The organism is Gordonia insulae, assembly GCF_003855095.1.
Classification (GTDB): domain Bacteria; phylum Actinomycetota; class Actinomycetes; order Mycobacteriales; family Mycobacteriaceae; genus Gordonia; species Gordonia insulae.
In genome coordinates this window covers 48,368-73,332 of the sequence record NZ_CP033972.1, presented here as the reverse complement: position 1 = coordinate 73,332, position 24,965 = coordinate 48,368, and the positions used below count along the sequence as shown (strand labels likewise).

Here is a 24,965-nt window from a genome sequence, read left to right as displayed (position 1 = left end):
CACAGCGCTCCCGCCGCTACCGTGAGAGGCATGGCCGCGACGACCCCTGAGACGACGCCCTACGACGACGACGGCGTGGTCGCCGAGGTGTCCCGTCCCCCCGGCGACAGCATCGGTGTGGCCGTGCTGGCACACGGTGCCGGGGGTGATCGGCACGCGGTGATCCTGCGGGCCGTCGCCGGCGAGTTGTGTGCACGCGGTCTGGTCGTCGCCCGGATCGATCTCCCCTACCGTCAGCGCCGCCCCAAGGGTCCGCCGAGTCCGTCTACGGCCGCCGCCGACCGCGACGGCATCGTCGCGGCCTGCGCGGCGCTGCGGGGCGAGTCCACCGGTCCGCTCATCGTCGGCGGCCATTCGTATGGTGGCCGGCAGGCATCGATGGCCGTCGCGGAGAATCCCGATCTCGCCGATGGCCTGTTGCTCACGTCATACCCACTGCACCCGCCCGGAAAGCCCGACCGCCTGCGCACCGAACACCTGCCGTCGATCACCGTTCCCACGGTCATCGTGCACGGCAGCACCGATCCGTTCGCCACCACCGACGAACTCACGGCGGCCGTCGCGCTGATCCCGGCTGCCACCCGGGTCGTCGAACTCGAGAAGGTCGGGCACAATCTGAATCCCGATCGGAAGCCGACCGCGACGTTGACCGCCGATGCCGTGGTCGAGGTCCTGCTCGGGCGCGGCCGATGACCGTCGGCCCGGGGCATCCGACCCACGAGTTCGCCCGGCACATCGCTTACGCGCCCGATCTCGACGGCGCCGCCGATCCCGGCGAGATCGTCTGGACCTGGGTCGTCTTCGAGGATGACGCGGCGCGTGGCAAGGACCGACCGGTGCTCGTCGTCGGACGCGACATCGATGACGCCGACCGATCACACCTGCTCGGGCTCATGTTGTCCAGCAAGGACTATCACCGCGATGACTCGGACTGGATCTCCGTCGGCACCGGGGAGTGGGACAGCCGGGGGCGTGAGAGTTTCGTGAGACTCGATCGCGTCCTGACGATCGAGGAGCACGGCGTGCGGCGCGAGGGCGCCATCCTCGCCCGGGTGCGGTTCGAGATCGTCGCAACCCGACTGCGGAGCGACTTCGGGTGGCGCTGACCGCTCACGCCAGTCGCGTGATCTCCACCACCACATCGAGATCTGTTGCGCCACCGCCGGTGTAGATGCCCTTGAGGGGCGACACGTCGGAGTAGTCGCGGCCCACGCCCACCGACACATGCCGTTCGGTGATGGTGGTGTCGTTGGTCGGGTCATAGCCCCACCAGCCACCCGTCCACGCCTCGATCCACGCGTGGCTCTGTCCCTCGACGGTCGTGTCGATCTCCGCGTCGGACTGCGGATGCAGGTACCCCGACACGTATCGGGCGGGTATCCCGAGACCTCGCAGCATCAGCAGGGTCAGATGCGCATAGTCCTGGCAGACACCCTTGCGCTCGACCCATGCGTCCACGGCGGTGGTGTGCACGCCCGTGGTGCCGGGGACGTACTCCATCTCCTCATTGACGAACTTGCACACCGCCTCGACCGCGTCCTCGGGTTCGAGACCCTTGGCCAATCGGTTTGCCGCGGAAGAGAGTTGACGGTTCTTGCAGACATAACCCGTGTACGACAGCATCTCGTCGTAGCGGTCGGCGACGTAGTCGCTGCGCACCTCGTCCCAGGTGACCTTCTTCGTCGGCCGCTCACCCGCCTCGGTCTCCACGACCGACATCCCCGAGACCTCGAGCTCCTCGTGCGGGGCGTGCAGGTCGAATGTCGTGACGGCGGAGCCCCAGTAGTCGGTGTAGCGGTAGGACCTGGTGGCCGGCACCGTCTCGACCCGATTGACGATGACGTTCTGCCGGTTGTCGCTGCGCGGGGTCAGGCGCGCCTCGTTGTACGACGAGGTGACCGGACTCTTGTAGGCGAAGCCGGTGGAATGGACGACCCGTAGACGCCAGCTCACAGTTCACTCTCCTCGATGACATGGTCTTCGGTGTCCACCCGGGCGTCGGCCCACGACACATAGGGCGATACGTGGAAGTACTGGGCGGTCACGGCCTCGTTGACCTCGCGGCACGTGTCCTGCAACTCGAGCAGCCGGTCCTGTAGGTCGTCGAGCAGCCTGCCCGGTTCGAGGAACTCGAGCGAGCTGCGCGCCCGTCCGAGGAGCAACAGCGCCTCGCCTTGCGCACCGACCCGGCTGGTGCGCTTCTCCAGGTCACCCATGTTCTGCTCGGCGACCCGGAGCGCATGGAACACCGAGCGGGGGAACAACCGGTCGACCAGCATGAACTCCACGATGTTCTCGGCGTCGAGCACCCCGCGATAGGTCCGCAGGAAGGTGTCGTGGGCTCCCGCCGACACCAGGACGCTGACCCACGCGGGTGAACTCACCCGGTCGCCGGCCCGCGACAGCAGCATCCTGATCGTCATGTCGACGCGTTCCACCGACCGCCCGAGAAGCAGGTACCGGTAGCCGTCGTCGTGGCTGAGGGTCGCGTCCGCGAGGCCCGCGAACATGGCGGCCCGGTTCTTCACGTAGGACAGGAACTCGTGCGGTCCGAGACGTCGGGCGCGCCGCTCTGCGTCGCCGAGCCCGTTGTAGGTGGTGTTGAGGCACTCCCACATCTCGCTCGACGTGACCTCGCGTGCCCCGCGCGCGTTCTCGCGTGCCGATCGGATGAGGTCGACGATGGATCCGACCGAATCCTTCTCGTAGGCAACGCGTTCGGTCAGCGACCAGACGTCCATGAGTTCGTCCGGATCCGGCGCCTCGAGACCCAGCACCTGGATCACCAGGCGCGCCTGCCGGTCGACATCCACGGTGGCGTCCTCGAGCAGCTGATGGATCGCGACGTCGAGGATGCGGGCCATGTCATCGGCACGCTCGACATAGCGGCCGATCCAATAGAGCGATTCGGCGTTGCGGGCCAGCATCATCGGGGATCACCGCCCTGGCTCTGTGTCATGGTGCCGATCGTCTGCGATTGCCCACCGGGCGACTGTGTCTGTCTGGCCTGCTGCTGTTGCTGGGTCTGGGTGTGCAGCGGATCGGGCGCGCTCTCCGCGGGCCGCGCCGCGGCCACCCCGCTGGCGTCGACGACCTTTGCACCCGACAGTTCCCGCTCCTCCGACGACCGCGACGATGCCAGCACCCAGGTGTCCTTGGAACCGCCACCCTGACTGGAGTTGACCACCAGCGATCCCTCCGGCAGTGCGACTCGGGTGAGGCCGCCGGGCAACACCCACACGGATTCTCCGTCGTTGACCGCGAACGGCCGCAGGTCGACGTGTCGCGGGCGGACGTCGCCGTCGATCTTGGTCGGCACCGTCGACAGCTGGACCACGGGCTGGGCGATCCACCCGCGCGGGTCGTTGCGCACCTTGCGGGCCAACGTGTCCAGTTCCGCCTTGGTGGCGTCGGGCCCGAATACGATGCCGTATCCGCCGGAGCCCTCGACGGGCTTGATGACGAGTTCGTCGATGCGGTCGAGGACTTCCTCGCACTCGTCGTCGAGCCAACAGCGCAAGGTGTCGACGTTCATCAGCGACGGCTTCTCGCCGAGGTAGTACTGGATGATCTCGGGCACATACGTGTAGATCAGTTTGTCGTCGCCCACACCGTTGCCGACCGCACTCGAGATCACCACGTTCCCGGCCCGGGCGGCGTTCAGCAGTCCCGCGACTCCGAGCATGGAATCCGGCCGGAACTGCATCGGATCGAGGAAATCGTCGTCGATGCGCCGGTAGATCACGTCGACACGCTGTTCACCCTCGGTCGTGCGCATGTAGACGACGTTGTCGCGGCAGAAGAGATCTCGTCCCTCGACGAGTTCCACACCCATCAGCCGGGCCAGCAGGGAATGCTCGAAGTAGGCCGAGTTCGCGACACCCGGCGTCAGCACGACGATGTTCGGATCGGCCTCGTTGAAGGCCGCCGAGGCACGCAACGCGCGCAGCAGGTGACTCGGGTAGTCGCCCACCGCGCGGACGCGATGCGACGAGAAGAGATCCGGGAACACCCGGGCCATGGTCCGGCGGTTCTCCATCACGTAGGAGACGCCCGACGGCGAACGGAGATTGTCCTCGAGTACGCGGAAGTCACCGTTCTCGTCCCGGATCAGGTCGATGCCCGCGACATGGATACGAACCCCGTTGGGCGGACGGATGTTTGCGGCCTGGCGGTGGAAGTGCTCGCACGAGTGGACCAGACGTTTGGGCAGTACGCCGTCACGCAGGATCTCCTGCTCACCGTAGATGTCGTCGAGGAACAGTTCGAGCGCCTGCACCCGCTGGGTGATGCCGGCTTCCAACTTGGTCCACTCACCGGCCGAAATCACCCGCGGCACAACGTCGAGCGGGAAGGGACGTTCCTTGCCGGACAGCGAGAAGGTGACGCCCTGATCGATGAACGCGCGACCGAGCGCGTCGACTCGGACGTCGAGGTCGGCGGCGTCGTACTCCGACATGGCGCGGTAGATCCCCCGGTACGGACCCCGCACATCCCCGTCGGCGTCGAACATCTCGTCGAAGGCCTTGCCGTACGGGCCTCGGCCGTATCCGGCGAAGATGGTGTTGTCGACCGCTTTCGGTTCCCGGACAACGGTCTTGGCCCGCCGCGCGGGTGGCGTGGACTCCCTGGGCTTCGACTTCGCCGCTGCGGGCGCCTTGCCGTCGGCACCCCGGCCACCACCCGACTTCGCGCCCTTTGCCGCACTCGTGGCGCTCGACTTGCCGGCGGCGGCCTTGGTGGCGGTTCGCTTGCTGGACGCTGGGGTCGTCGACGCGGGAGTCATAACTTGACATGGTGCTACAAAACGACGGATTCGGCAGGACGGTTGGACACGCCCACGTCAGAGGGAGCGGCGCAGTCCTGTCACCCGCCGCCGCACGCGTCGCACGACGTTCATCGCCCGGGTCCGCCGGCGCGGCCCCACTGCCGGCAGCGGTGCCGTCTTGACGACCTCGGCGAGAGTGTCGAGGGCGACGTCGAGGACATCCTGCATGGTGGGCGGCAGTGCGTCACCGGCCGCGAGTCTGCTGACCGTCAGATCGTCGAGATCCCCGGAGACCCGATAGCCGGCCGCGCGGACCTCGGCGATCATCTCGTCCGCGGTCTGCGCCACCCACGTGCGCTGATCGGAGGTGAGCCCGCGCGGCGGACCCGACGGCGCCTCGAACAGGATCTCGCCGATCAGCTGCCCCTTGACGACACGCTCGTATCGACGCCACTCGACGTCTGTGGGCTGGAGCCGACCGTTGAGCCGGCGCAGGAATTCCGCCTGCGCCGAGGAGAGCGACGAGTTGAGGCTCGGCACCGGAATGGTGAGCGGCGCGGGGTCGACGTCGAGAACCCGCAGGAATCTCTCCCAGATCGTGTCCCCGGGCGTGTCGCGGCGAGTGGGGACGGTGACGACGTGCACGCGTTCGGGCCCTACGGCCGCCGCCCAGTCGTTCAGGATCCGGACGTGGTCCTGGAACTCCCAGAACGGCTCCTCGATCCCGCCGTCGGCGGGCGGGGTGAAACCGGGCAGCGCCGGGCCGTGGGTGTGTACCGAGTGGAGGAACTCGTCGAAGGTCGCCTCCCGCTGATTCTTGATGTTCTCCTGCCACACCGACGGCAGCTGCCGGGCCAGGTCACGGACCGTGGCGATGACATGGACCTCGTCGGCGAACGACAGGTCGTCGAGCAACGTGGCGATGTGCTCGGGCCTCGCGGTGGCGTAGAGCTCGTGGGACAGCAGCGAGGCCTGCGGCCACGCCTTCATCTGCGCCCGCATCGTCGGCCACGTACCCGCGAAGGCCGGATCGACCCAGTCCAGGTACCGATCGGGCTGGAGGTGCACCGCGGCGTGGAAATGATCGGAGATCACGTTGCCCGGGTAGAGCAGTCCCGCCGACCGCAACGCCAGGTCGCGGTTGCGCCAGAGCCGGTCCTGCAGGTGGGTGGTCCCGGTTTTGGGCAGGCCGATGTGCACGAAGACGACAGACATGATGTTCTAGCCTAGTTGGTGAAAACCCTTGCGCATCCGGCCGCGGCGAAGGCCACCGACGAGCCGGGCGCCCGGGGACGCCGCGCGATTTGGGTCGTGACAAGGCGTGCTGGTAAAGTCGAACGCTGTCGCAGCGTCGGCGTGATCACCCCTGATCCACAACCGTCCGACCTGCTCAGGCGCGACCCGCTCGCCGCCGAACACGGACAACGAGAACCAACCAGAACCAAGAGGTATACACGCGTGGCAAACATCAAGTCGCAGATCAAGCGGATTCGCACCAACGAGGCGAGCCGCCAGCGCAACCAGTCGGTGCGCTCGGCGCTGCGGACCGCAATCCGCCACTTCCGCGAGGCCGTCGACGCAGGTGACAAGGCCAAGGCCACCGAGCTCGCCGCCGCCGCGGGGCAGAAGCTCGACAAGGCAGCCAGCAAGGGCGTCATCCACGCCAACCAGGCCGCCAACAAGAAGTCGGCCATGGCGCTGGCCGTCAACAAGCTCTGATCTACCCCCGGTAGCCCTCAGCACAACGTTCTCACGGCTCACCCCGGTGACACCCACGCGGTCACCGGGGTGAGCCGCGTCGTGTATGCGACATGAGCGGGCTGGTACCGAACCTGAGTGGGCGTGCAGGCGGCCCGGGTCAGTCCGCCCGGCCACGCTCACGGGTCGGCCGCAGCCCGGCCACGGTCGCGACCGCGTGTTCCAGACTGAAGTCCGCATCCGCGGCCTGACCCTTGACGTCGCCGTTGAGTTTGGCGACCACCACGATCGCGGCGGCGATCGATGCCGAGTCCCACGCACGCGCCTGCGCCTGCACCTTCTTGACGCGCCGCGGCGGCATGCCGAGCTCCGATGCCGCCGCATACTGGTCCATCGACCCCATCGCCCGCACACGCGCTATCGCGTGGACCGCCTCCGCGAGCGCGTCGGCGAGCAGCACCCGCGGCACGCCGTGATGTTCGGCCCACGCCAGTGACTCCAGCGCACCCGGCCGGTCGCCGGTCACCGCCTTGTCGGCGACCTCGAATCCGGTGATCTCCGGCCGTCCCTGGTAATACAACCGGACGGCATCGACGGTGACCTTTCCATCCGTGTCCGCCACCAACTGGCTGCACGCCGCGGCCAGTTCACGCAGTTCTGATCCCACGCCCTCGACGACCTGCTCGACGACATCGTTGCCGACCTTGACGCCCAGCGAGCGGAACTCCTTGCGCACGAAGTCGACGCGTTCCGACGGCCATTTCGGTGCGGCGCAATCGTGCTCGACCGCGCCGGCCTTCTTCAGGGCGGGCACCAGCGACTTGGCGCGGCCACCGCCCGTGTGGACGACCACGAGCGTGATCCCGTCCGGCAATTCGCCGGCCGCCTCGGCGATGAGGGACGCCGGCTCCTTGCCCGCATCGGCTGCGGACTCGATCACCACGATGCGGTCTTCCGCGAACAGCGACGGGCTCAGCAACTCGGCGAGCTCGTGCTCGGTGACGTCGCCGGCCCGGACACGGGTGACCGGGATGTCGCTGTCGGTGGCGGCCGTCCGTTCGGCCGCGACGGCCGTGATCACCCGACCCGTCAGGAAATCGTCGTCCCCGAGCAACAGGTGCAGGCGTTCACTCACGGCGACCATGGTGCCAGACCGGGCGGACACCCATCCGACGAGCACGTCGGAGGACCTCGCCCCACCGGATCAGGACGCGGATGGTGAACACGGCAGCCACCGTGGCCAGCCCCACGACCACCGCCCCTCGCACCCCCGACGGCACCGGCACCACCGCCCACGACACACCGCCCAGTACCCGGGCACACGTGAGCATCCACCACAGTTCGGGTCCGAGCGCTCTGATCATGAGTTCGGCGATGCCGGCACCGAGCCCGTCCGGGCCGCCGACCGCGCCGATGACCGCGGCCGCGGTGCCCGCGATGCCGACGAGTCCGACCACCGGGACCACGATGATGTTCGCGAGGAGTCCGAGGACGGTGAACCGTCCGCTCAGCAACGCGACGACGGGGGCGGTGACCAACTGCGCCGCGGTCGCCATCGCGATCAGCTCGGCGAGTCCCGACGGTATCCCCGATCGCGCAACCAATCCCGCAGACCGGCCGACCAGAGGACGAGTCCGGCCGTGGCCAGGACCGACAGCGCGAATCCGGGGGCGACGGCGAGCTCCGGCCACCACAGCAGACCGACGATGGTCGCGGCACCGAGTGCGGGCATCGCCTGTGCATGTCGTGATCCTGCCAGTGCCAACAGACCCACCATGCCCATCATCGCCGCGCGCAACACACTCGGCGACGGGCGCACCAGGATCACGAATGCGACGACGATGACCGCACCGACGATCGCAGTGACCCTCGGTGACGCCCCCGCAATCCGCACCACCATCACCGCCGCACCGCACACGATCGCGAAGTTGCTGCCGGACACCGCGACCAGATGGGTCAGTCCGGCGTCTCGGAAGTCCTCGCGGACAACCGCATCCAGGGAGCTGGTGTCACCGAGGACGAGCCCGGGCAGCAGACCGGCCGCCTCGGGTCCCAGTGCTCGCGCCGACACCATCTGCAGGCGCTGGCGGATCGCACCCGCGAGCCGTTGGTGCGGCGGCGGTCGCCCGAGGAGGGTGGGCGTCGACACCGCGGACAGACGCGCCACCATGAGGTCTCCACCGCGCGGCCGAGCGACCCGCACGACTGCGGTGAAGTGTTGCCCGGGAAGGAGTTCAGACCACTCGGACGATCCTCCCGTCAGCTCCGCGGACACCGGCGCGACCTGACGTCCGGCGACCCCGTCTACGTCGACCCGCACGCGCACTCTCGACGCGGCGGCCGGACCGAGAGCGACCGCGTCGTCGCGGATGATCGCCGTCACCCGCGTCTTGCCCTCGCTGTGCGAGAGCGGATGCACCGCACGGGCCTCGAGGCGAAAGGCGATGGCGCCCGCCGTGACCGCGGCCATGCCGCCCACCACCACGACGAGCGAGACGGTCGACCACCCCACCCATCCGCGCCACGCCGACGCCACCGCGATCGCGCACACCACCCCGGCCGCGATGGCCAGTGCCTGGACGAGGACCGTCGACGCGGCGAGGGCGACGAGACTGACGAGCCAGACCGTCGCGGCCGGTGTGACCAACCGATAGTCACCCGACGGGAGGAACCCGCCGATCACCGACGTGCGGCTCACACCGTGACCAGGTCGCGCAGTTTCGCCAAGCGAGTGGGCCCTATCCCGTCGACCTCGCCGAGCTGATCGACGGAGGTGAAGCGGCCGTGAGCATCCCGCCACGCGACGATGGCCTTGGCGGTGACCGGCCCGACGCCCGGCAATTCGTCGAGTTGCGCCTCGGTCGCCGAGTTGAGGTCGACCTTGGCTCCCGCCCCGCTCGGCACGGCCGAACTCGTTGCCGCCGCGGAGGATCCGGACCCCGACGACGCACCGCCCGTTCCGCCGGCCCCGACGACGGCACTGCGCAACGACATCCGGCCACCGCCGCCGGTGTATCCGACGAGGACCTGATCGCCGTCGTTGAGCCGCTGGGCCAGGTTGAGCGAGAGAAGATCTGCGCCTTGTCGGGCGCCGCCCGCCCGATCGATGGCATCGGCGACCCGCGGTTGCCCGGACAGTCGGACCAGGCCCGGCCGACGGACGAGACCGACCACACTCACGACCATCTCGCCGGACGTGACCGACGGTGCGGCCGGGTTCGCCGGCGGCGACTGACCGGCCGGGGTCGGCTCGGTCGGTCCCGCGGAGGCCGGGAATGCCACCGGCGAGGTGCTTTCCGATCCGCCGTGCAGCAACGAGAGGCCGGCGACCGCGCATGCGACGATTCCGATGACGATGAGCGCGATCGCCGCTGGCGGCGCGACCGCGAAGCGGCGGCGTGGCCGATCGTCGTCGGGCTCATCCGGGTCCGGTGCACCGAACCTGTCCCCGATCGCCATCCGGGAACGCGACGGGTCATGCGGCGCAATGGGTTCCAGCCAGGTCGGGACGGCCGTCACGCCCCACGGGCGGTCCTCCGCGGGACGTACCCCGACGTCCGGAGTCGGTGCGACGTCCGGCGGGAGATCGGCGTCGAGGGGCTGATCCCGTTGCGCCTCGGCAGGATCCGTCGCCGGCGACCAGACGTCGGAGACGTCGACGTCGACCGCGCCACCGTGTCGCGCCGCCCGCGGGGACTCGACCGCGGGCGATGACAGCCGGTCCAGCGCGCTGCGCCGAGGGTGTCGTGCTGGGGTGCTCATGCCCGCTGAGCGTAGGGACTCGTCAGCGGGAGCAAACGCCGCGAACGCATCCCGGCCCGGATCTGTGGATGGATCCGGCGTTGTGGAGGATGCGGGCTAGATGTCGATCGGATCGAGATGCGACGCCAGTGTGACGCCGATGGCCCCGGGGCCGACGTGGCAACCGAGTATCGGGCCGAGGTCGACCACGAGTTCCGATGTCACCAGGCGCAGCCGGCCGGTCAGTTGCTCGGCGAGTTCTCGCGCGAGCTCGGGCGAGGCGCTGTGCTGGACCCCGAGCGTGACCGGGCGGCCACCCGCGGACTCCACGGCGGCATCCACCATCTTGGCGAGGGCCTTCGAGAACGTCCGATGCCGTTCCTTGAGGGTCAGCATCCCGTCGACCATGTGCAGGATCGGCTTGATCGACAAGGCCGACCCGAGCATCTTGCTGGCGGCACTGATCCGGCCGCTCTGGCGGAGATTGTCGAGTTGGTGCACGCACACCATCGAGTCGACCGTCGACGCCTGCCGGATCGCCGATTCGTAGACACGGTCGCGATCGGCTCCGGCCGCCGCCGCCTGGGCGGCACCGATCGCGGTGAAGCCCACCGCGAGACCCACGGACCGGGAATCGACGATGCGCACGAGGCCCGGGAACTTCTCTGCCGCGAGGCGACCGGCGCCCCACGTCCCGGACAGTCTCCGCGACATGTGCACGGCGACGACGCCGTCGCCGTCGCTGGCCTCGAGCGCCTCTTCATAGGCCAGGGTCAGTTCGTGCGGATTGGCGCCGGAGGTGGTGACGCCCGGTGTGGAGATGATGTCCGCCGGGATGTCGTCGACACCCTCGAGATAGTCGACACCGTCGCGACTCAGGTGGAGCGGGACCTGCCGGATGCCGTAGTGATCGGCGATCGCGGCCGGCAACCGCGACGATGAATCGGTGACGACGACGACAGGCACGGGTCTACGTTAGCCGGTCGCTCCGGCGCCGGTCGGAGGACATCCCCCGTCGCTTCGTTCGCCCGGAAGCCCGTCGCCGGGCCCGTCCAGAGCGGTCCGCACCACCGGCACCACCACGTCGGCGATTCCGCGATGGCATTCGAAACCCCAATGGATCCCGTCCGGGTTCATGTCGCCGCTGCCGGCGAGAAAGGCGTCGCGCGTCGTCGGGTAGAAGTCCGCTGTCGGCAGGTCGTGCGCAGTCGCCCATTCCGCCATGGCTGCCGTCGTCGGAATCCGCCCGCTGTGCACGTGTCCGTAATACGGGCTGCGATGCGTGGGCGGCAGACACAGCACGATCGGCAGCCCCGGCCGCAGCTGGACCAAGGCCGAACGGATCTTCTCCAGATACTCGACGGTGACCTTGGGCGGCAACGCGACCGGCCAACCGAGCGGCGACAGCCGCGGCTGCACCCATTGATAGCCGTCCCGGACGACCTGTCGCAAGCGATTGGGGCGCACGTACCGGATCTGTTCGCGCACCGCGGTCGGCAGCGGCGACGGCAGGCTGTCCATGCCGCCGAAGGCCAGCACGACCACTTCGGCGTGTGGGACCGATGCCCAGATGTTCGGGTCCTGCGTCAGGGCCCACCAGATGTCGCGGCTGGTCCACCCGATCCGACCGAACAGGCGGACCTCCCTATCGCAGCGCTCGCCGACGAGGTTGGGCCAGATCCGCCGATCGTCGGCGGCCAGCCCGCCGGCCGGGCCGTAGTACGCCAACGAATCCGACAGCACCAGCAACGTCATTGGACGGCCGCGTCAGCGCTCTCGGCCGAGGCGTTCCAGACATCGAGGCGCCAGCGTGGCGGCTCCCCGGGCACACCGTGTCCGGACAACTGAACCCAGCTCGTGTTCGCCAGGCCGCCGAACACCGGCCACGAGGCCTCCGGCAGGTCGAGCAGCGCTGCGGTCATCGCCGCGATGACCCCGCCGTGCGCGACCAACACCACGGGTGCCTCGGGGAGGTCACCGGTGCCCCAGTCGTCGAGCCCGGCGACGAGTTCGTCGACGAGCGGAACCGCACGGCGGGCCACGTCGATGCGGCTCTCCCCGTTGGGCGGCGTCCAACTCGCGTCGTCGCGCCACACACGTCGGGCGCCGGGCATCACGTCGTCGACCTCGAGGTGGGTCATCCCCTGCCAGTCGCCGAGATGGGTTTCCCGGAGCCGGACGTCGGTGCTGACGGGAAGCCCGGTCCGGCGTGCGAGTGCCTCGGCCGTGTCCCGGGCGCGGGACAGATCCGACGACACGATCACCATCGGCGCCCGTTCGGCGAGTGCGACCGCGGCCGCCTCGGCCTGACCGACACCGACGGCGGAGAGGTCGGTGTCCAGCTGCCCCTGCATCCGACTCGCCGCGTTGTATTCGGTCTGGCCGTGCCGCAACAGGATCAGCCGACGTACCACCGGGGTGAGACGTTCGACGGCGGTGTCATGAGAATCCGGTCCCCCGCTCATTCCAGCCCGTCCACCTCGACGATCGGGCAGTCCTTCCAGAGGCGCTCCAACGCGTAGAACTCGCGCTCGTCCGCGTGCAGGATGTGCACCACGATGTCGGCGTAGTCGATCAGGGCCCACCGCCCTTCGCGGGTTCCCTCGCGACGCACCGGTTTGTACCCCGCTTCGCGCAACTTGTCCTCGACCTCGTCGACGATCGAGGTGACCTGCCGCTCGTTGTCCGCCGACGCGATCACGAAGATGTCGGTGATGACCAGCTGTTCGGAGACGTCGATGACCGTGACGTCGTGGGCGAGTTTGTCGGCTGCGGCGAGCGCCGCGACCCTGGCCATCTCCAGCGCTTCGGCTGAGGCAGTCACAGGTGTCCTTCCATCGGTGGATTCGGGGCGATCGCCCCGCGATCGTTCATGGGGCCGAGACCCCTGGCGATGACGCCCTCGGTGCACGGTACAGCTTGCGCTTGGCGATGTACTGGACGACGCCGTCGGGGACCAGGTACCAGACCGGCCGCCCGCGCGCCGCCCGCGCACGACATTCGGTGGACGAGATCGCGAGCGCCGGGATCTCGAGCATCTGCAGGGTGTCGGGGGGAAGCTGCGCCAGGTGATGCGCCAGGTGTTTGACGTGCAGTTCGTACCCGGGCCGGCTGACGCCGATGAAGTTGGCCAGCTCGAAGAGCTCCTCCCAGTCCTGCCAGGAGAGGATCGACTCGAGTGCGTCGGCGCCGGTGATGAAGTAGAGCTCGGCCTCGGGGTGCAGTCGTCGGAGGTCACGCAGGGTGTCGACCGTGTAGGTGTCCCCGGCGCGTTCGATGTCGACCCGGCTGACGGTGAACTGCGGATTGGACGCGGTGGCGATCACCGTCATCAGATATCTGTCCTCGGCCGGGCTCACCGGGCGGGACGGATCGGCCTCCTCGTCGCCGAGCTTCTGCCAGGGCCGACCGGTGGGGACGAAGATGACCTCGTCGAGGGAGAACCGGTGCGCCACCTCGCTGGCCGCGACGAGGTGGCCGTTGTGAATCGGGTCGAAAGTGCCACCCATGATGCCGATGCGGCGTGCGCGCCGTTGCGGTGACGACTGGCGGTCGGTGGCCATGAGGAGTGAGCTTACTTGGTCGTCGCGCCGTGTTCGTCCGGGCGGGCCCAGGTCACACCGGCAACAGGTCGGCGATCGCCCGGCCGAGCTGGGTGGCGTTGCGGCACTCGAACATCTCGATGACCTCGGCGTACTCGGTGGCCGCTGAATCGCCGGTCCCCCAGTTGCGCCGGGCCTCCGGGTTGAGCCAGTAGGCATGGCGGGCGCGATCGGTCAGCTCGCGCAACGCTCCCAGGCGCGGGTCGTGGTAATTCGTCCGTGCGTCACCGAGGATCAGCAACGCACCACGATGGGTGAGCGACTCGCCGTACTCCTCGACGAATCCCTTGAGCATGTTGCCGTAGTCGGAGTGCCCGTCACGGGTGCTGATCCGCGCGGTGGTGATCATCCGATGCATGCTGGCACCGAAGTCCTCGTCGTCGGCGCCGCGGTCGAAGAAGTCGGTCACCTCGTCCACCGTGTCCACGAACGCGAAGACCCGGACCTTCGAGAACTGTTGGCGCAGTGCGTAAACCAGACGCAGGGTGAACTGGGAGAAACCCGCGACCGAACCGGACACGTCGCAGATGACCACGAGCTCAGGGCGACCGGGGCGCGGCCGACGATGACTGAGTTCGATGGGCACACCGCCCGTCGACATCGAGGCCCGCAGGGTCTTGCGGACATCGACCGCGCCACGATGTGCTCGTCGGCGCCGGGTCTCCAGTTTGGACGCGAGCAGCCGCGCCAGTGGCCCGATCGTGCGTCGGATCTCGGCGAGGTCGTTCGCCCCGGCCGACAGGAAGTTGATGTTCTCCGGAAGCGGCGGAACGGCGTAGTCGGCCACCCGGTCGCGTCCGTTGCGTCCGGCCATCCGACGCTGCGTCTCCGACTCGATCGCGGCACGGAGGTCCGACGCGCGGGCGCGGGCGGCCCGTCGGTACATCGGGTCTGTTCCGGGCCGGTCGCCGACGGCGCCGTCGTCGTCACCACCGCCGGCCATGGCCGCGGCGATGCGCGCGATGAGCGTCTGCGGGTTGACCGTGGACAGGGCCTGATACGCGGAGAACGCCTCGCCGCGGGTCGAGTCGTATCGACCGAACTCGTCGACGATGAGCGCGATCATCTGATCGAGCCGACCGTCCGCCGCGGCCTCGTCGTCGGCGAGCATCTCGGCGACCATCTGCCGCATCGCCTCGACGTCGACGCCGCCGTCCGAGGTTCTCGGCAGGTCGGTGACGGTGGTGCGTGCACCGGTGCCGAGCGGGAACCAGAGATCGAAGACGGTGTCGAAGACCCTGCGGTGCATCTGGTCGCTGATCAGCGTGGCCGCTAGGCCCTCACGCAGGCTCCGACGGTCGAGGAGGTCGAGCACCTCCATCGCGCGGGCCGAGTCGATGAGCGACGACGGCCCGACGACGATCCCGCGGGCACGTAGCTCGTCTACGAACCCGGTGAGGTGGCCGACGATCGGCACCTCGGACACCCCCGCGTCTCCCGACACTCTCGGCATCAGCCCAACTTGAGTTCTTTGAGGGCCGTCTTCAGGTCCGGACGGTGCTTGAGTACCACCCCGAGCGTGCGGGCGATCAGCCCGTCGTCGATCTTGCCGGCGCCGGCGCCGCCCGCCTCACCCGCACCGAGCGCGAGCAGCGTATTGCCCCAGTCGATGGTCTCGGCGACCGACGGTTTCTTGCGGATGTCGAGCGTGCGCAGCACCCCGACGACCCGTACCAACTCGGCCGCCAACGTGTCCGAGAGCTCCGGCACCCGTGACGCCAGGATCTCGCGTTCGCGTGCCGCCTCGGGGAAGTCGATGTAGAGGTACAGACACCGGCGTTTGAGCGCCTCCGACAGATCGCGGGTGGCGTTGGACGTGAGCAGGACGATGGGCCGTCGGGTCGCCGCGACGGTACCCATCTCCGGGATGGTGACCGCGAAGTCGCTGAGGACCTCGAGCAGCAGGCCCTCCATGTCGACGTCGGCCTTGTCGACCTCGTCGATCAGCAACACGGTCGGCTCGGATCGCGAGATGGCCCGCAGCAACGGTCGGGGAAGCAGGAACTCATCGGAGAAGATGTCGCTCTTCGCGTCGTCCCAGTCCCGCGTGCCGGTGGCCTGGATGTGCAGGATCTGCTTGGCGTGGTTCCACTCGTACAGGGCGCGGGCCTCATCGATGCCCTCGTAACACTGCAACCTGATCAGTTCCGCACCGGTGGCCTGCGAGATCGCCCGCGCGAGTTCGGTTTTGCCGACTCCGGCCGGACCCTCGACGAGCAGCGGTTTGCCCAGACGGTCGGCGAGATAGGTCGAGGTCGCGGTGGCGTCGTCGGCGAGGTACCCCGTCGAGCGCAGTCGCGACACCACGTCGGGGACGTCGCCGAACGACGGGATCGTGGTGGGACCGCTCGCTGCGGTGGTCGTCTCCCCCATCACGCGGGCCGGATGTGGCCGTCGCCCCAGACGATCCACTTCGTCGAGGTGAGTTCGGGCAATCCCATCGGCCCGCGGGCGTGCAGCTTCTGGGTGGAGATGCCGATCTCCGCACCGAAACCGAACTGCTCGCCGTCGGTGAACGCGGTCGAGGCATTCACCATGACCGCGGCCGCGTCGATGCGCGAGGTGAACTCGCGGGCCGCCGCCAGGTCGGTCGTGATGATGGCCTCGGTGTGGCCGGTGCCGTAGGTGTCGATGTGCGCGACTGCCGCGTCCAGGTCGTCGACGACCTTCATCGCGATGTCCATCGAGAGGTACTCGTCGGACCAGTCCTGCTCGGTGGCCGGTTCCATGCCCGGCTCGTCACCGTGGATCACCACACCCTGCGCCCGCAGGGCCTGCGTGATCTTCGGCATAGCGTCGGCGGCGACCGCCTTGTCGATGAGCACGGTCTCTGCGGTGTTGCACACGCTCGGGCGTCGGGTCTTGGAGTTCAGGACGATCCGGGTCGCCACATCGATGTCGGCCAGCGCGTGGACGTACACGTGGCAGTTGCCGGTCCCGGTCTCGATGGTCGGCACGGTGGCATTGGCCACCACGGCGTTGATCAGCCCGGCACCGCCCCGCGGGATCACCACGTCGACGAGCCCACGCGCGCGGATGAGCGCGGTAACGCTCGAGCGGTCCTCGCTCGGCAGCAACGCGACCGCGTCGGCGTTGATCCCCTTGTCGCGCAACACGTCCCGCAGCACTCGTACCAGCTCGGCATTCGAGTTCGACGCCGACGACGAGCCGCGCAACAGCACGGCGTTGCCGGATTTGAAGGCGATGCCGAAGGCGTCGACGGTCACGTTCGGGCGGGCCTCGTAAACCATGCCGACCACGCCGAGCGGCACACGCAACTGACGCAGTTCCAGTCCGTTCGGCAACGTCTTGCCCGAGACGATCTGGCCGATGGGATCGGGCAGCACAGCCACCTGACGCAGACCGTCGGCGATACCGGTCACGCGCTCCGGGGTCAATCGGAGCCGGTCGACGAGGCTCGCCTCGGTGCCATCGTTCTCGGCCCGCTCGATGTCGGCGGCATTCGCCGCCAGGATCGCCTCGCTGTTGGCCTCTACGGCGGCCGCCGCGGCGAGCAGGACCTCGTTCTTGGCGGCGGTGGTCAGACGACCCAGCGCCCGGGATGCGACCTTGGCGGCCTTGCCCAGACCTGCGACGACCTGCTCGATGTCGGTCGCGACCACGCCCGGATCGGCGGTGGGAGCACTCATGGATTCCTCGGCTTCGACTGCGGCATTATGTCGCCCACCAGAGTAGCGGGAGGCGGCGGAAACCCCGATGGCGCCTGTTGCGCGAGACACGCGAGGCACATCGTCGCACTGATGTCGAACATACGTTCGTAGAGGTCCGGCCGAGGAGTCCGGCCGCCGACGATCAGCGTGTCCGAGACCCGTCGTCGCGCCGCGGCGTGATCACCTCAGTCGACCGGGCGCATCCCGAGCTCGATCGCGCCGTACCCGGGATCGGTTGTGTCGCTGACCTTCTCCATCGTGTTGAAGGTGATGTGTGGCCACTTGACGAGTCCCGGACCGCCGTCGCGACGCGGGAAGAACTCGAGCATGACGACCTGCATGTACTGCAGCCGCAGCTTCGGGGTTCCGTTGTCATCGATCTTCTGAATCCAGAACGTCGATTTCATCTCGGTGGCATTGGCCTGGTTCACCACGAACGGGATGTTCGAGATTCCTCCGGTTGCCGTGGTCGTGTCGAGCTCGATGGTGGTGGTCTCGATGATGTTCACGCCCTCGTTCGCCGTGCGGAGCAGCCCGGCGACGTCTGTCGGGTCGAGCTTTCCCTGGAAATGGTTGTCGACGAAGTGGCGATAGGGCGCCATATACGGCGAATCGAGATCGTCGTCCACCCCGATGGGCAACGCGTTCACATCATCGATCTCCGGCGGCCCCGGCTCGGTATCGGCGATGCCGAGCGCGAGGACCGCGTCGCCGTGCGGGATGGTCGCCAATCGACCGATGGTCGGCCCACCATTCGTGTGGTCCTGCATGAACAGAAACAGACCCGGCTCGTGGTGGATCGCGGCGCTCGGGGCGCCGGCCAATCCGCTCACCGGGAAGTCCGCCGCGATCATCTGTTTGATCGATTGCTCGTAGTCGAGGGTGCCGACCTCCTGGTCCGCCTCCACCGTCGTACCGTTGCGGGCGATTCCGCGATTCGGGACGTTCTTGTCGACCAGACTGAACTTCAGCACCTCGTTGTACTGGTTGACGAGAACGCGATAGTTGAATCCTTCACCCGGCGCTGTGGCGAATGGCAGGGCGATGAGGTTCCAGCCACGCCCGACCAGATTCGGCTCGTTGGCCCAGGTGCCGGGCAGAGCAGCCAGTTGGCCGAGATCCGGGTCACCCGCCGTGGCCATCTCGACGGTCCGGGCGTTGGCGTCTGCGACCGAGGTCACCGTGGTCTGTCGCGGGTCTTCGATGATTGTCATGGGAGTGTTCCTCTGGTGAGTGGGCGACTGGTGATCCGAGAATCGCCCGGAGGTCCCGGCATCACATGCGTAGCCCACTACCCATTTCTCCGCCGCGCCCGCGCGAAACTACGCACGTCGCGTACATCTCATCCGCCGGACGCCCCGACCGGAATGTCTTCAACAGCGCTGCAACGCTTTACGCAGAGCCTCTTGCGAAGGTCGGTCGAGTAGTAGTCGATAGGCCACCACCATCGTGACGAACTGGATGGCATATCGGCAGTGGAATCCCTTGTTCGACGGCATCCACCGCCCCGGTTCCTGATCGGATTTGGTCAGGTTCGATGCCGCATCGACGGCAACGAGGTTGGCGGGATCGTTGGCGAAGTTCAGCCGGGTGGTCGGCGGCCACGCGAAGGCGCCCATATCCCATGCGTAGGCCAACGGCACGATGTGATCGATCTGGACGGCGCCGGCACGGCGGTCGCGGCGGAAGACCAGGAACTCGCCCGTGTAGGGACTGCGGAACTCGCCGGCGACCACCGCGCGCGGGCACGACGCCACCGCGGCCCGTCGGGTGTCGGCCAGATCGCGGGCCAGCACGTCGTTGCGCGTATCGCATCCGTTGCCGCCACCGGTCACCCCGACGCCATCACTCCACGCGGTTCCGAACATCTCCCGCCGATAATCGTCGCGCGACGGCCGTTGTGCGAGAACCGATACGCGGGACAGCGCACTGAGCGCAATCCGTGCGGGACCCGCGAGCTCCGGGTCGGCACCCGACCCGACGTGATGCGCGACGCTCCCGACCGCCACCATGACCGCGCTCAGGACGAACCCGCACAGCACCAGCCACCAGCGCAGCGGCCAATCGCCCATGAACCCCATGATGATTGGACGCGCCGGTCGATCGCGCCGTTCCATCACACGGCGAACAGTGCCCGGGATGGATCAGCGCCCGGGGCGGATCAGGACTTGTCCAGATATTCGACCTTGCTCGGCACCAGGATGGCGTCGACGAGATCGGCGAGGGGACGATGGTCGGCCAACGGCAGATCTGCGCCCACGATCTCGTCGGCGAACTCCCGTGCGTCGGCGATGACCTCGGCATCGGAGAGCAAGGACAGGAAACGCAGCGACGACGTCCCACCGGACTGCAGGGACCCGAGGACGTCGCCCTCGCGTCGCTGCTCCAGATCGACCCGGGCGAGCTCGAATCCGTCGTTGGACTCCTGCACCGCTCGTAGCCGCTGCATCGCCTGGGAGATCTGTGGCGCCGCGGACATCAGCAGACACAGTCCGGGATGGCCGCCTCGACCCACGCGCCCGCGCAGCTGATGGAGTTGGCTGACGCCGAACCGTTCGGCATCGACGATGACCATCATGGTGGCGTTGGGGACGTCGACGCCGACCTCGATCACCGTCGTCGAGACCACGAGGTCGACCTCACCGCGACCGAACGCATCCATCACGGCGTTCTTCTCGTCGGCCGGAAGTCGGCCGTGCAGCATCTCGATCCGGAATCCGCCCAGCGGGCCGGCGAGCAGTTCGGCGTACTGGTCGAGAACCGACGTGCTCTTGGGTGCTTCCGAGTCGGCGGAGCGGCGTGACTTCTTGTCCTCGGCATCGTCACCGATGCGTGAGCACACCACATAGACCTGCCGGCCGGCGCCGATCTCCTCGGCGGCACGAGCCCACACCCGGTCGACCCATGACGCATTGCCCATCGGAACCACCGACGTGCTGATCGGCTGCCGTCCGCGCGGAAGTTCGGTGAGCACCGAGGTCTCCAGATCACCGAACACCGTCATCGCGACGGTCCGGGGGATCGGCGTCGCGGTCATCACCAGGAAGTGCGGCATGAGTCCGTCTCTCCCCTTGGCGCGCAGAACATCTCGCTGCTCGACGCCGAACCGGTGCTGCTCGTCGACCACCACCATGCCGAGATCGAAGAACGTCACGTTCTCCTCGAGGAGCGCATGGGTCCCGACGACGATCCCAGCGGTTCCGGTCACCACGTCCAGCAGGGTCTGCCGCTTGCCGGCCGTCTTCATCGAGCCGGTCAGCAACGCGATCTTGGTCGCCCTCTCGGCGGCCGACAACTCACCGGCCTCGGCCAGATCCCCCAACATCTTCCGCATGGTGCGATAGTGCTGCGCGGCCAGCACCTCGGTGGGCGCCAGGATGGCGCATTGGTGGCCGTTGTCGACCACCCGCAACATGGCCAGCAACGAGACCAACGTCTTTCCGGACCCGACCTCACCCTGGAGCAGCCTGCTCATCGGGCTGTCGCTGCCGAGCTCCTCGGCGATCTCGCCGACCACCGCCTGCTGTCCGTCGGTCAGGGTGAACGGAAGACGCTCGAGTAGGCGATCTTCGAGTCCACCCACCACATGAGGGCAGGCGGGCGCGCTCTCGCCACGTCCCGCGATACGCCGCTGGGCCAGCACCGTCTGGATGGCCAGCGCCTCGTCGAACTTCAACCGGGTGCGGGCCGTGTCGATGTCGTCCTCGGTGTCGGGCAGATGGATGCGCACCAGTGCGTCGTCCGTGCTGATCAATCCTCGGTGCGCACGCTGCTCGGGCGTGAGTGCATCCTCCGTCGCCGCGCGCGTGCCGTCGGTCTCCAACGCCGCCAGCACGCGACGGATGGCTCCCCAGATGTGCCAGGTCTGGATCTCCTTGGTGGACGGGTAGATCGGCACGATCGGTCGATCCAGGCCCGCGAGTTCGACGTCACCACCGGTGACCTCCGCCTCGACCGCATACATCTCCGAGAGCATCGCCGACCCGACGACCCGGTCGACCTCGGGATCGCCGTCGGGCAGCACCGCCCACTCCGGATGCGAGAGCTGGACCTTGCCCTGGAAGATCTTGACCTTGCCCGCCATCATCACCCGGGCACCGGACTTCAGCTGATGCTGGATGAAGCGGGCGTTGAAGAAGTTCGCCTCGTAGGTGTGGTTGTCGTCGGTCACGGTCACCTTCAGGAACTGACCGTGGCGCTTGCGCATCTGGATCATCCTGGAGCCGGTGATCCGGCCGACGACGGTTGCCCATTCGTCGTCGACCGGCATGTCGTCGTCGGAGAGCTGACCTTGGCGCACATATCGTCGTGGGACGTAGCGAAGCAGTTCCCCGACCGTCGAGACCGAGATCGACTCCAACCGGGCGACCGACTTCGGATCGAGGATCGTGTCGAGCGCGTCCGACATCTGGATCACTACTCGACCCCGATCTGCAGGAGTTGATCGGACTGTCCGGTCCGGTAGACCGCCAGTTCGACACCCGCGTAACTGCGCCGCATCTGGAGCTCCACGGCGTCGAGGGCCGCATCATCGACCTGGGAGCCGGCCATCACCGTGACCATCTCGCCACCGGTGGTCATCATCAGATCGACGAGAGCGGTGGCGGCACCGGTCTGGTCCGGCGCGATGACCAGGACGTCGGAGCCGATCAGCCCCAACACGTCCCCGACCTCACATGTCCCGGCGAGGGTCATGATCTTGGCCCGTGCCCGAACCAACGAACCCCACCGCGTACCGGCCGCAGCCTCGGCCATCGCATATGTGTCCGCGTCCGGCGACTCGCTCGCATCGTGTACCGCGAGCGCCGAAAGACATTGCACCATAGACGATGTCGGCAGAAAGACCACAGACCGCAGGGTCGAACGCGTGGCCGCCGTCACGGTGACGAGGTCCTGCGACGCGAGTTTTCCGTTCGCCATCACCACCACGTGTGCGCTGTCGGTCGCGCGGATCGCGTCGACCAGCGCTTCCGGGGTGAGACCGTCGTCGGCCCGCAACACCACGGCGCCGGCCTCCGAGAACAACTCGGCCGCACCCTCACCCGTGACCACCGCCACCACCGCCCGCTTGTGTCGGGGCGGCGGCTCGGCCGTGTCGACCTGCGACCGGATCGCGTCGAGCGCGAAGCAGCTGATCCGGATGTCGGTGACGGGCCCGCGGATCACCCCGGCCTCGACCGCCTTACCCGGCTCGCAGGTGTGCACGTGCACCGAGAACCGCTCTCCCTCACCGGCCGAGCTGTCGCCGACGATCACCACCGAATCGCCGAGCTCGTTCAGCGTCTCGCGCAGGGACCCGACCTGATCGCCGGCCGCACCGTCGAGGCTGTACATCACCTCGAAATCCATCTCGCTGCTGCCCGAGCAGCCGTCGTTCTGCTGATGCCCGGGGTCGCCACCGCCGAGAAGGATCCCGCGATAGCGTCGCCGACGCTGCGCGACACCGGTCAGCACCGCCACCATCGCGTCGGCGAGCGCGAGGAATCCTCGGCCACCGGCATCCACCACACCCGCGTCGGCGAGTTCCGGCAACTGCTCGGGGGTCCGCTCGAGCGCCTCCGCGCAATCGTCCGCGACGGCCCGTGCCAGATCGCCGGCGGATTCCGCGAAGTTCACCGCCGCCGTCTCGGCCCCGATCCTGATCACCGTGAGCACCGTGCCCTCGCGTGGTTCGCTCACCGCACGGACGGCAGCCAGCGAACCGAGCCGCAGACCCGACGACCACAACTGGTTGAAGGTCATCTGTGTCTCGTCGGGCACCAGCTCCGCGGCATCCGCGAGTCCGACGAGGATCTGCGAGAGGATGATGCCGGAGTTGCCCCGCGCCTGTGCGACCGCGCCGTCGGCCATCTTGCGCGCCACCGCTGCGATGCCCGCATCATCGGGGACCTCGTCGACGGCGGCCGCGGCGGCCGCCATGGTGAAGAGCATGTTGCTGCCGGTGTCGGAATCGGGGATCGGGAAGACGTTCAGATCGTTGATCTCGCCGCGCAGGCCATCGAGGCCCTCCACCGCGGCGTGCGCCCAGTCCCGCAGGAGCTGCGGGTTCATCGTCCTGGTGAGACCACCGTCGAACACGGACGCCATGAAACCCCTTACCGTTGGACGTGGCGAAGGCCCCTCGCCGGATGTGCTCGAGGTTACTCGTGCCCTCCGACGACGTAGAGGTCACCGACCGTTTGCGCCCCCTCCGGACGTGTCGGCGGAGCGGATTTGGCTGCGCCGGTCCGGTGCGGCTATTCTTGCAGGGTTGCCTTGCCGCCGTGCCCGTCGTCGCCCGTCGCCGATCGTGGACCGCAGCAGGTGAGAACACGACCACTTTCATCAACACAAGGGAGTTCGACGATGGCTGCCGTCTGCGATATCTGCGGCAAGGGACCGGGCTTCGGCAAGTCGGTTTCGCACTCGCACCGGCGCACGAACCGCCGGTGGAACCCGAACATTCAGTCGGTGCGCGTCGAGGTCGCACCCGGGAACCGCAAGCGCAAGAACGTGTGCACCTCCTGCCTGAAGGCCGGCAAGACCGCACGCGTCTGATCGTCGGGCGGCCACCGCCCTCGTCGACCAACCCGATCTTCACGCTGAACCCGACACCGAGCGAGCATTCGCTCGCCCTGGTGTCGGGTCTTTGTGCGTTCGGCGATAGAGTCTGCAGACCATGACCGCAGAGCCTGTAACCGAAGCCGCCGAATCCCTCGTCACGCAGGACGGCGCCGTCCTCACGATCGCCGTGTCCACCCCGGCTGCGGGGACCTCGCTCGCCGACGACGCCCTGATCGAGGGTGCCGCGGCACTGCGCGAAGTCGCGCGTGGCGAGCGCGAGGTCGGGGCGATTCTGCTCGTCGGTACCGGCGCGAACTTCTGTGCGGGCGGAAACGTCCGCGCCTTCGCCTCGGCCGAGCACCGGCCGACCTACCTCCGTGGACTCGCCGAGAACTTCCACGCCTTCGTGACCGCCCTCCACGACGCCGACCGTCCGGTCGTCGCGGCGGTCAAGGGCTGGGCGGCCGGCGCCGGGATGAGTCTGGTGCTGCACGCCGACGTCGCGATCGGCGGATCGTCGACCCGTATGCGCCCCGCGTACCGCGGCATCGGGCTCTCGCCCGACGGCGGACTGACCTGGACGCTCCCCCGCATCGTCGGTCCCGCGCGCGCCCGGCACATCATCCTGACCGACCAGATCATCGACGCGGATCGGGCTCTCGCCTGGGGGCTGCTGGCCGACCTCGTCGCCGACGAGCAGGTCGACGCCGAAGCTCGCGCGGCGGCCGAAAAGATCGCCGCGGGTCCCTGGGGTTCGGACGCGGCCACCCGATCCCTGCTCACCCGCTCGGCCACTGTGTCGCTGATCGAGCAGCTCTCCGCCGAGGCTCAGTCGATCTCCGCGTTGTCGGGCACCCCGGAGGGGATCGAGGGAGTCGACGCGTTCATCGCCAAGCGCACCCCCGACTTCGCCGCCGCCCGCACGTCCTGATCCGCCCGTCT

25 protein-coding genes are annotated in these 24,965 nt (G+C 68.3%); 5 read left to right on the top strand and 20 right to left on the bottom strand.

The window, feature by feature from the left end; genetic code table 11:
- Positions 1–30 precede the first annotated feature (30 nt).
- Both D7316_RS00430 and D7316_RS00425 read left to right on the top strand, forming a co-directional pair.
- Complete coding sequence (locus tag D7316_RS00430) at positions 31–693, top strand: alpha/beta hydrolase family protein (RefSeq protein WP_124706556.1); 663 nt, start codon at positions 31–33, stop codon at positions 691–693.
- Positions 690–1,106 (top strand): type II toxin-antitoxin system PemK/MazF family toxin, encoded by a 417-nt coding sequence (locus D7316_RS00425; protein WP_124706555.1) that lies wholly within the window; start codon positions 690–692, stop codon positions 1,104–1,106. The genes D7316_RS00430 and D7316_RS00425 overlap by 4 nt, the downstream gene beginning before the upstream one ends.
- A 4-nt stretch (positions 1,107–1,110) precedes the next feature.
- On the opposite strand, the gene D7316_RS00420 is transcribed toward D7316_RS00425, so the two are convergent.
- From D7316_RS00420 to D7316_RS00405, 4 genes are read right to left on the bottom strand one after another with little or no spacing between them, the layout of a single operon-like run.
- The gene (locus tag D7316_RS00420; RefSeq protein WP_124706554.1) at positions 1,111–1,953 is read right to left on the bottom strand and encodes a transglutaminase family protein; all 843 of its coding nucleotides are present in this window, start codon (positions 1,951–1,953) and stop codon (positions 1,111–1,113) included.
- A complete protein-coding gene (locus D7316_RS00415; protein WP_124706553.1) occupies positions 1,950–2,930 on the bottom strand; it encodes an alpha-E domain-containing protein in 981 nt (326 codons plus the stop codon). The genes D7316_RS00420 and D7316_RS00415 overlap by 4 nt, the downstream gene beginning before the upstream one ends.
- Positions 2,927–4,786, bottom strand: coding sequence for a circularly permuted type 2 ATP-grasp protein (locus D7316_RS00410; RefSeq protein WP_124706552.1), 1,860 nt, complete (start codon positions 4,784–4,786; stop codon positions 2,927–2,929). Before D7316_RS00410 ends, D7316_RS00415 begins: the two co-directional genes overlap by 4 nt.
- Before the next feature lie 57 nt (positions 4,787–4,843).
- Complete coding sequence (locus tag D7316_RS00405; RefSeq protein ID WP_124706551.1) at positions 4,844–5,983, bottom strand: sulfotransferase family protein; 1,140 nt, start codon at positions 5,981–5,983, stop codon at positions 4,844–4,846.
- A gap of 243 nt (positions 5,984–6,226) precedes the next feature.
- Here D7316_RS00405 and rpsT point away from each other — a divergent pair, with 243 nt between their 5' ends.
- On the top strand, positions 6,227–6,487 hold the full coding sequence (gene rpsT, locus D7316_RS00400) for a 30S ribosomal protein S20 (RefSeq protein WP_124706550.1): 261 nt from the start codon (positions 6,227–6,229) through the stop codon (positions 6,485–6,487).
- Positions 6,488–6,626: 139 nt separating this feature from the next.
- On the opposite strand, the gene holA is transcribed toward rpsT, so the two are convergent.
- The 16 genes from holA to D7316_RS00325 all read right to left on the bottom strand — a co-directional run bounded on the left by holA (position 6,627) and on the right by D7316_RS00325 (position 23,567).
- On the bottom strand, positions 6,627–7,610 hold the full coding sequence (holA, locus tag D7316_RS00395; RefSeq protein WP_124706549.1) for a DNA polymerase III subunit delta: 984 nt from the start codon (positions 7,608–7,610) through the stop codon (positions 6,627–6,629).
- A complete protein-coding gene (locus D7316_RS27665) occupies positions 7,594–8,022 on the bottom strand; it encodes a ComEC/Rec2 family competence protein (RefSeq protein ID WP_331852552.1) in 429 nt (142 codons plus the stop codon). Before D7316_RS27665 ends, holA begins: the two co-directional genes overlap by 17 nt.
- Before the next feature lie 5 nt (positions 8,023–8,027).
- Positions 8,028–9,164 (bottom strand): ComEC/Rec2 family competence protein, encoded by a 1,137-nt coding sequence (locus tag D7316_RS00390; protein WP_331852551.1) that lies wholly within the window; start codon positions 9,162–9,164, stop codon positions 8,028–8,030.
- A complete protein-coding gene (locus D7316_RS00385; protein ID WP_124706548.1) occupies positions 9,161–10,228 on the bottom strand; it encodes a ComEA family DNA-binding protein in 1,068 nt (355 codons plus the stop codon). Before D7316_RS00385 ends, D7316_RS00390 begins: the two co-directional genes overlap by 4 nt.
- 96 nt (positions 10,229–10,324) lie before the next feature.
- The gene (locus tag D7316_RS00380; RefSeq protein ID WP_124706547.1) at positions 10,325–11,173 is read right to left on the bottom strand and encodes a DegV family protein; all 849 of its coding nucleotides are present in this window, start codon (positions 11,171–11,173) and stop codon (positions 10,325–10,327) included.
- A gap of 9 nt (positions 11,174–11,182) precedes the next feature.
- Entirely contained in the window at positions 11,183–11,962 is a 780-nt protein-coding gene (gene octT, locus D7316_RS00375) for a diglucosylglycerate octanoyltransferase (RefSeq protein WP_124706546.1), read from the bottom strand.
- Positions 11,959–12,672 (bottom strand): histidine phosphatase family protein, encoded by a 714-nt coding sequence (locus D7316_RS00370; protein WP_124706545.1) that lies wholly within the window; start codon positions 12,670–12,672, stop codon positions 11,959–11,961. Before D7316_RS00370 ends, octT begins: the two co-directional genes overlap by 4 nt.
- On the bottom strand, positions 12,669–13,031 hold the full coding sequence (rsfS, locus tag D7316_RS00365) for a ribosome silencing factor (protein ID WP_124706544.1): 363 nt from the start codon (positions 13,029–13,031) through the stop codon (positions 12,669–12,671). The genes D7316_RS00370 and rsfS overlap by 4 nt, the downstream gene beginning before the upstream one ends.
- Before the next feature lie 46 nt (positions 13,032–13,077).
- Positions 13,078–13,770, bottom strand: a complete 693-nt coding sequence (gene nadD, locus D7316_RS00360) for a nicotinate-nucleotide adenylyltransferase (RefSeq protein ID WP_124706543.1) — start codon at positions 13,768–13,770, stop codon at positions 13,078–13,080.
- A gap of 52 nt (positions 13,771–13,822) precedes the next feature.
- On the bottom strand, positions 13,823–15,262 hold the full coding sequence (locus D7316_RS00355; RefSeq protein WP_124706542.1) for a vWA domain-containing protein: 1,440 nt from the start codon (positions 15,260–15,262) through the stop codon (positions 13,823–13,825).
- Positions 15,262–16,182: an AAA family ATPase gene (locus D7316_RS00350; protein ID WP_124706541.1), complete on the bottom strand. Its 921-nt coding sequence runs from the start codon at positions 16,180–16,182 to the stop codon at positions 15,262–15,264. Before D7316_RS00350 ends, D7316_RS00355 begins: the two co-directional genes overlap by 1 nt.
- A complete protein-coding gene (locus tag D7316_RS00345; RefSeq protein WP_124706540.1) occupies positions 16,182–17,459 on the bottom strand; it encodes a glutamate-5-semialdehyde dehydrogenase in 1,278 nt (425 codons plus the stop codon). Before D7316_RS00345 ends, D7316_RS00350 begins: the two co-directional genes overlap by 1 nt.
- A 206-nt stretch (positions 17,460–17,665) precedes the next feature.
- Positions 17,666–18,694 (bottom strand): heme-binding protein, encoded by a 1,029-nt coding sequence (locus tag D7316_RS00340; protein ID WP_124706539.1) that lies wholly within the window; start codon positions 18,692–18,694, stop codon positions 17,666–17,668.
- A 159-nt stretch (positions 18,695–18,853) separates the two neighbouring features.
- On the bottom strand, positions 18,854–19,552 hold the full coding sequence (locus tag D7316_RS00335) for an HNH endonuclease family protein (RefSeq protein ID WP_232016701.1): 699 nt from the start codon (positions 19,550–19,552) through the stop codon (positions 18,854–18,856).
- An 89-nt stretch (positions 19,553–19,641) separates the two neighbouring features.
- Positions 19,642–21,888 (bottom strand): ATP-dependent DNA helicase RecG, encoded by a 2,247-nt coding sequence (gene recG, locus D7316_RS00330; protein WP_124711003.1) that lies wholly within the window; start codon positions 21,886–21,888, stop codon positions 19,642–19,644.
- Positions 21,889–21,896: 8 nt separating this feature from the next.
- Positions 21,897–23,567, bottom strand: coding sequence for a DAK2 domain-containing protein (locus D7316_RS00325; protein WP_232016700.1), 1,671 nt, complete (start codon positions 23,565–23,567; stop codon positions 21,897–21,899).
- 258 nt (positions 23,568–23,825) lie between these two features.
- Here D7316_RS00325 and rpmB point away from each other — a divergent pair, with 258 nt between their 5' ends.
- Positions 23,826–24,017 (top strand): 50S ribosomal protein L28, encoded by a 192-nt coding sequence (gene rpmB / locus D7316_RS00320; RefSeq protein ID WP_124706538.1) that lies wholly within the window; start codon positions 23,826–23,828, stop codon positions 24,015–24,017.
- Between the two features lie 121 nt (positions 24,018–24,138).
- Positions 24,139–24,954, top strand: coding sequence for an enoyl-CoA hydratase/isomerase family protein (locus D7316_RS00315; RefSeq protein ID WP_124706537.1), 816 nt, complete (start codon positions 24,139–24,141; stop codon positions 24,952–24,954).
- Positions 24,955–24,965: the final 11 nt, after the last annotated feature.

Bases quoted from the DNA above. Each gene is read 5' to 3' on its own strand.
- D7316_RS00430 (WP_124706556.1), top strand. From the start codon at position 31: ATGGCCGCGACGACCCCTGAGACGACGCCCTACGACGACGACGGCGTG.
- D7316_RS00425 (WP_124706555.1), top strand. From the start codon at position 690: ATGACCGTCGGCCCGGGGCATCCGACCCACGAGTTCGCCCGGCACATC.
- D7316_RS00415 (WP_124706553.1), bottom strand. From the start codon at position 2,930: ATGATGCTGGCCCGCAACGCCGAATCGCTCTATTGGATCGGCCGCTAT.
- D7316_RS00410 (WP_124706552.1), bottom strand. From the start codon at position 4,786: ATGACTCCCGCGTCGACGACCCCAGCGTCCAGCAAGCGAACCGCCACC.
- D7316_RS00405 (WP_124706551.1), bottom strand. From the start codon at position 5,983: ATGTCTGTCGTCTTCGTGCACATCGGCCTGCCCAAAACCGGGACCACC.
- holA (WP_124706549.1), bottom strand. From the start codon at position 7,610: ATGGTCGCCGTGAGTGAACGCCTGCACCTGTTGCTCGGGGACGACGAT.
- D7316_RS27665 (WP_331852552.1), bottom strand. From the start codon at position 8,022: ATGGCGACCGCGGCGCAGTTGGTCACCGCCCCCGTCGTCGCGTTGCTG.
- D7316_RS00385 (WP_124706548.1), bottom strand. From the start codon at position 10,228: ATGAGCACCCCAGCACGACACCCTCGGCGCAGCGCGCTGGACCGGCTG.
- octT (WP_124706546.1), bottom strand. From the start codon at position 11,962: ATGACGTTGCTGGTGCTGTCGGATTCGTTGGCGTACTACGGCCCGGCC.
- D7316_RS00370 (WP_124706545.1), bottom strand. From the start codon at position 12,672: ATGAGCGGGGGACCGGATTCTCATGACACCGCCGTCGAACGTCTCACC.
- nadD (WP_124706543.1), bottom strand. From the start codon at position 13,770: ATGGCCACCGACCGCCAGTCGTCACCGCAACGGCGCGCACGCCGCATC.
- D7316_RS00355 (WP_124706542.1), bottom strand. From the start codon at position 15,262: ATGCCGAGAGTGTCGGGAGACGCGGGGGTGTCCGAGGTGCCGATCGTC.
- D7316_RS00350 (WP_124706541.1), bottom strand. From the start codon at position 16,182: ATGGGGGAGACGACCACCGCAGCGAGCGGTCCCACCACGATCCCGTCG.
- D7316_RS00345 (WP_124706540.1), bottom strand. From the start codon at position 17,459: ATGAGTGCTCCCACCGCCGATCCGGGCGTGGTCGCGACCGACATCGAG.
- D7316_RS00340 (WP_124706539.1), bottom strand. From the start codon at position 18,694: ATGACAATCATCGAAGACCCGCGACAGACCACGGTGACCTCGGTCGCA.
- D7316_RS00335 (WP_232016701.1), bottom strand. From the start codon at position 19,552: ATGGGCGATTGGCCGCTGCGCTGGTGGCTGGTGCTGTGCGGGTTCGTC.
- recG (WP_124711003.1), bottom strand. From the start codon at position 21,888: ATGTCGGACGCGCTCGACACGATCCTCGATCCGAAGTCGGTCGCCCGG.
- D7316_RS00325 (WP_232016700.1), bottom strand. From the start codon at position 23,567: ATGGCGTCCGTGTTCGACGGTGGTCTCACCAGGACGATGAACCCGCAG.
- rpmB (WP_124706538.1), top strand. From the start codon at position 23,826: ATGGCTGCCGTCTGCGATATCTGCGGCAAGGGACCGGGCTTCGGCAAG.
- D7316_RS00315 (WP_124706537.1), top strand. From the start codon at position 24,139: ATGACCGCAGAGCCTGTAACCGAAGCCGCCGAATCCCTCGTCACGCAG.